Origin of the sequence: Mesorhizobium sp. M7A.F.Ca.CA.001.10.2.1 (assembly GCF_003998575.1) — a bacterium.
Taxonomy (GTDB): Bacteria; Pseudomonadota; Alphaproteobacteria; order Rhizobiales; family Rhizobiaceae; genus Mesorhizobium.
The window spans coordinates 1-4829 of sequence record NZ_RZQY01000458.1 but is presented as its reverse complement, the minus strand read 5'-3'; the positions used below and the strand labels follow the sequence as shown (position 1 = coordinate 4829).

Genomic DNA, 4829 nt, shown 5'->3' with positions numbered 1-4829 from the left:
CAGCATCCAGTAGCTCTGCTCCTTGCCGTCGACCGTGATCGGCGTGCCCGGCTCGCAATGCGGGAAGGCGGAAGTCATGGCGACCGGGCAGAGCAGCGCGTCATGGTTTTCGAAAAACCGGTCCCAGGCGAGAATGGACCTGTCGCGGCGGGCGAGTGCCTCGAACCAGCGCGAGACCGGTGTCGGCTCCTCCGGCGACTCCGGCTGCGCGGCCTCCAGCATCATGCCGATCAGCGCGCCGCCCTGCTCCAGATCGTGGTGCAGATCGAGTTTCGGCAGTTTTGCCTCCTCAACGAGGGCACCGGCCGATTGCAGCTGCCTTGCGAGGTTTTCGACTGCGGCGCTGATGTCGCCGGCCACCGGAAAGCCGGGAAAGGACGGCGCGAAGGCGATGCGCAATGTCCTAGGGTCGAGCTTCGGCATATCCTGGACCGGCACCGGAGCAAGATCGGTGTCGCTTCCATCCGGGCCGGCGATGATTTGATAAATCAGCGCCAAATCTTGCACGCTGCGCGCCAACGGCCCGAGGCAGGACATCAGCCGCACGCTGCGCGCGGCACCGCCGGGATCGGGGAAGGCACCGGCCAGCGAGACACGATGCTCCGTCGGCTTCAAGCCATAAACACCGCAAAAGGCGGCCGGCAGCCGGATCGAATCCTGCATGTCTGTGCCCACGTCGAACGGCGTCATCCCCAAGCAAATTGCCGCTGCCGCGCCTCCGCTGGAGCCTCCCGCCGTGCGCTGGAGATTCCATGGATTGTTGGTGCGGCCGAACAGCGGGTTGTTCGATTGCCAGTCCGAAAGCATGGCCGCGACATTGGTCTTGGCCATCAGCACGCCGCCGGCCGCTTTCAGTCTGATGACGACCGGGCTGTCCTGCTTGGCGACATAGTCGGCAAAGGGCGGGAAGCCGACCGTGGTCCTTATGCCTGACGTTTCGTGCATGTCTTTCAGCGTGAACGGCACGCCATGCAGAGGTCCGGGTGCGGCGCCGCGCGCCTGGGCAGCGTCCGCCTTCTTGGCACGCTCGCGGGCGCCTTCCCTGTCGAGCGAGATGACGGCATTCACCGCATGGTTGTGCGCATCGATTTGCGCCAGATAGGCGTCGAGTGCTTCCACGGCGGAGATTTTGCGCTTGGCGATGGCTGCAGCGAGATCGACGGTTGAGGAGAAGACGATGTCCATGAGGAATGCTCCGGCTTGGCCGCGCGTGCCTGACCAATTGGCGGAACGCGGCGCGATTTCAAGCGGAGTTGAGCATTCGGTATTCGCTAGTGCTTGATCGAAGTTGTGCTGCCGATGTCGGCACTCTACGGCGCCCCCCTCTGGCCTGCCGGCCTCTCCCCCTCAAGTGGGGAGATTGGATAGCGTCACGGCTTTCGCCAATCTTCAACGTTGCAAGAACGCGCGGTCGGCGAAGCTGCCAATCTCCCCACTTGAGGGGGAGATGTCCGGCAGGACAGAGGGGGGCGCTGGCCCGCGACTTTGCAGCATTTGCGATCCGGCGAAGAAACTTACCCGACCAGCGCCAGCTTTGCCGCCGCTGGAGCAAACGGGCGAATGCTGATGCCGTCCCGCGTCATCGTGACAAAACTCGATGGCGGGATCGCTTGCCAGTCGCCGCCCTCGCGGTCGAACGGCTCGGACACGATGCAGCGGCCGCCGCCCTTGCGCAAGACGGAGGTGTAGAGCGTCGGCGCGTGGGCGTCGGTGGCATAGCGCACCGCATGCAGCGCCTGTCCATCCGAGAAGGCGGCGGTGAGCTTCAGCGCTGGTTCGAGGCCGGCGCGGCGCGAGGCTTCGAGCACGCGGCTAGTGGCGCGGGACACCGCGCCTTGCGGATCGCCGGCCAACCCTTCGTCGATCATCAGCAGGAAAAAGAGTTCGGAATCGGTGGTGCCTTCGCGCTGGTCGAAGACGGCGTCTGACAGCGAATTCTCCAGCGCGCGGCGGATCTTCTCGAAGCCGCCGATCTGGCCGTTGTGCATGAACGACCAGGCGCCGGAGATGAACGGATGGCAATTCATGCGGCTGGTGGCGCCGCCGGTGGACGCCCGTACATGGGCGAGGAACAGGCCGGATTTGATCTGCCGGCACAGGCTTTTCAGATTGGGATCGGACCAGGCCGGCAGGATATCGCGATAGAGACCCGGCTCCGGGCGGTCGCCATACCAGGCAAGGCCGAAGCCGTCGCCATTGGTCGGCGATTTCGCTTCCTGGGCGCAATGGCTCTGGGCGATCAGCGAGTGACAGGGCGCCGTGAGGATGTCTTCGAGAAAGACCGCTTCACCGAGATAGGCCGCCCACCGGCACATCGCTTCTGTCGTCCTCTAGGCGCGATCCATAAGAGCCGCAGGCTCCTTGATCGCGTGTGTGCCTCTGTTGTGCGTCCGCTCATAAAGCTCGCGAACGATTCGGCTGGCGGTAGTTTCAAACAGAAACGGCAAGAAAGCGTGAACGAGCGCGGCGCCCGCCGCCATCAACAGGCGCGACGAAAACCAGGCGGCAAAACCCATGTGGCTGAAATAGGTTTCGCCGACCTTGGCCGGATGAGAGGTGAAAATCTTGGCGACCGACATGCTGGTTCCCCTTCAGCGCTTCAAGTTCCTGATATGAGTATCCTGACACGCTTCGCCGGTTCATCGGTCTCAAAATGTCCTTGTATTTCGGTGATCCTTGGGACAAAAATCCCACATGACGCTGGAAATTGACGAAATCGACCGGAAATTGCTCACTGAGCTGCAACGCGACGGCACGCTGTCGGTCGACCAGCTGTCGGAACGGGTGGCGCTGTCGCGCAATGCCTGCTGGCGCCGAGTGAGGCGGCTGGAAGAGGCTGGTGTCATCACCGGCAGGGTGGCACTGGTCGATGCCGAAAAGCTCGGGCTTGGCCTTTCCGTCTTCATCCTGATCCGCACGTCCAACCACGATCCGGAGTGGCTGCAGAAGTTCCGGGCGGCGGTGACCGGCTTTCCCGAGATCACCGGCGTCTACCGCATGTCCGGCGACCTCGATTATGTCTTGCGCGCCCGCGTCGCCGACGTGAAGGCCTATGACCGGCTCTACCAGCGGCTGATCGCCAAGGTGGCTCTGTCGGATGTGTCCGCTTCCTTCGTGATGGAGGAAATCAAGGAAACGACCGTCGTTCCGATGGAACTGCGGTAGTAGCGCTACGTTCGCGTTTGGCCGAAGCCTCCCCAACTTCGTCATACCAGGGCGGAGCAGCCGCGAAGCGGCGTCGCGGAGACCCTGGTATCCATGCCGTGACCTACCCAAGAGTGCAACGGCGCAGAACTCTGCACCGTCGTGACCCGTTGGAGTCGCGGCATGGATCCTCGGGTCTGCGCCGCGTCGCTACGCTCCTTGCTCGCCCGTGGATGACGAAGCATGGACGTTTTCGCCAATCACCAAGCATGCAATCCTTCAGCGCAACAAATCCATCAAAACTCCTGTGCCCGAAACCAGGTCACAGTGCCGCCCAAAAGAAAGCCGTTGATAGAATTACAGTCGAGTTGACCGAATCGCCGTTCGCGCCGATAGGATCGATTTTATGCGCGCAGCCCTTCAAACTCCCTCCGTCATCGGTCCGACCGTCGGCTTCGTCAGGTTGCCGCATGCTGAAGGACTTCCCCTTCCCGCCTATGAAAGCACTGGTGCCGCCGGCATGGATCTGCGCGCCGCGGTGCCGGACGACCGGCCGCTGCTGATCCTTCCGGGAAAGCGCGCTCTGGTGCCGACCGGGCTGATCCTGGAAATTCCGGAAGGCATGGAGGGCCAGGTGCGGCCGCGCTCCGGACTTGCTTTCAAGCACGGCCTGACCGTCCTCAACACGCCCGGCACCATCGACAGCGATTATCGCGGCGAGGTGAAGGTGCTGCTGATCAATCTCGGCGACGAGGACTTTGCCGTGACGCGCGGCATGCGCATCGCCCAGATCATCTTCGCTGCGGTGGCCCAGGCGACCGTGGAAGAGCGCAGTCTGGCCGGTGGTACGGCGCGTGGCGCGGGCGGGTTCGGATCGACCGGCACCGCCTGATGTCTGAACTGCCTAAGCTTGTCATCTTCGACTGCGACGGGATTCTGGTCGATACAGAGAATTTGGCCAATCGGCGTCTCGCCGAATGGCTGACCGCTGCCGGCTATCCGACAAGCTTCGAATATTGCCGCAAGAATTTCTCCGGCCGCAGCATGGCGTCGGTGCAGAAAGAGATCGAAGAAGAGACCAGCGTCAGGCTCGGCGCCGGTTTCGTCGATCGCTGGAACGCCGGCCTGCCGGACCTGTTTGCCCACGGCGTCGAAGCGATCCCCTACGTCCGCGAGTTCGTCGAAGCCGTGCGTTCAGCCGGTATCGCCTATTGCGTCGCCACCTCGGCCCGGGTGTCGAAGATGCACATCACGCTTGGCCAGACCGGGCTGCTGCCGCTGTTCGAACACGCGATGTTTTCCTCGACCATGGTCAGCCGTGGCAAGCCGTTCCCGGACCTGTTCCTGCATGCGGCCAAGACCATGGGCTTCGCGCCTGCCGACTGCATCGTCATCGAGGACAGCGTCGCCGGCACGCAGGCCGGGATCGCCGCCGGCATGCGGGTGTTTTCCTACCATGCCGATCCCTATTCCGACCGCGCCGGCCTGATCCAGGCCGGCGGCATCCTGTTCGACGACATGCGCGAGCTGGCCGGGCTGGTGCCGATCCACTGACCTGATCTTCAGCCTGCAGCTGTACGCCTCGATTGTCCGTGCTAGCTTGGCACCGCCAACTCGAGGCCACGCATGAACCCCAGCCTGCTCCGCCTCATCCTCGCCTTGATGCTGGCGCCGTTTCTATGGAC

Annotated in this window: 6 protein-coding genes; 3 read left to right on the top strand and 3 right to left on the bottom strand. The window is 63.3% G+C overall.

The genetic code is table 11. The features are described 5' to 3' along the window. The 3 genes from EN964_RS24665 to EN964_RS24650 form a co-directional block, all read right to left on the bottom strand. Positions 1-1185: amidase (locus tag EN964_RS24665; RefSeq protein ID WP_127276829.1), on the bottom strand; the 1185-nt coding region annotated here is incomplete at its 3' end. Positions 1186-1514: 329 nt separating this feature from the next. After that, on the bottom strand, positions 1515-2315 hold the full coding sequence (locus EN964_RS24655; protein WP_127266625.1) for a class II glutamine amidotransferase: 801 nt from the start codon (positions 2313-2315) through the stop codon (positions 1515-1517). Between the two features lie 15 nt (positions 2316-2330). Then, positions 2331-2579, bottom strand: coding sequence for a DUF6356 family protein (locus tag EN964_RS24650; protein ID WP_127266626.1), 249 nt, complete (start codon positions 2577-2579; stop codon positions 2331-2333). A gap of 115 nt (positions 2580-2694) precedes the next feature. Here EN964_RS24650 and EN964_RS24645 point away from each other — a divergent pair, with 115 nt between their 5' ends. The 3 genes from EN964_RS24645 to EN964_RS24635 all read left to right on the top strand — a co-directional run bounded on the left by EN964_RS24645 (position 2695) and on the right by EN964_RS24635 (position 4698). Then, on the top strand, positions 2695-3165 hold the full coding sequence (locus EN964_RS24645) for an Lrp/AsnC family transcriptional regulator (RefSeq protein WP_127266627.1): 471 nt from the start codon (positions 2695-2697) through the stop codon (positions 3163-3165). Positions 3166-3550: 385 nt separating this feature from the next. After that, a complete protein-coding gene (gene dut / locus EN964_RS24640; RefSeq protein ID WP_127266628.1) occupies positions 3551-4036 on the top strand; it encodes a dUTP diphosphatase in 486 nt (161 codons plus the stop codon). Further along, positions 4036-4698, top strand: a complete 663-nt coding sequence (locus EN964_RS24635; RefSeq protein ID WP_127266629.1) for an HAD family phosphatase — start codon at positions 4036-4038, stop codon at positions 4696-4698. The genes dut and EN964_RS24635 overlap by 1 nt, the downstream gene beginning before the upstream one ends. Positions 4699-4829: the final 131 nt, after the last annotated feature.

Excerpts from the sequence above, each read along its gene's own strand:
- EN964_RS24650 (WP_127266626.1), bottom strand. The coding sequence starts at position 2,579 with ATGTCGGTCGCCAAGATTTTCACCTCTCATCCGGCCAAGGTCGGCGAA.
- EN964_RS24645 (WP_127266627.1), top strand. The coding sequence starts at position 2,695 with ATGACGCTGGAAATTGACGAAATCGACCGGAAATTGCTCACTGAGCTG.
- EN964_RS24655 (WP_127266625.1), bottom strand. The coding sequence starts at position 2,315 with ATGTGCCGGTGGGCGGCCTATCTCGGTGAAGCGGTCTTTCTCGAAGAC.
- dut (WP_127266628.1), top strand. The coding sequence starts at position 3,551 with ATGCGCGCAGCCCTTCAAACTCCCTCCGTCATCGGTCCGACCGTCGGC.
- EN964_RS24635 (WP_127266629.1), top strand. The coding sequence starts at position 4,036 with ATGTCTGAACTGCCTAAGCTTGTCATCTTCGACTGCGACGGGATTCTG.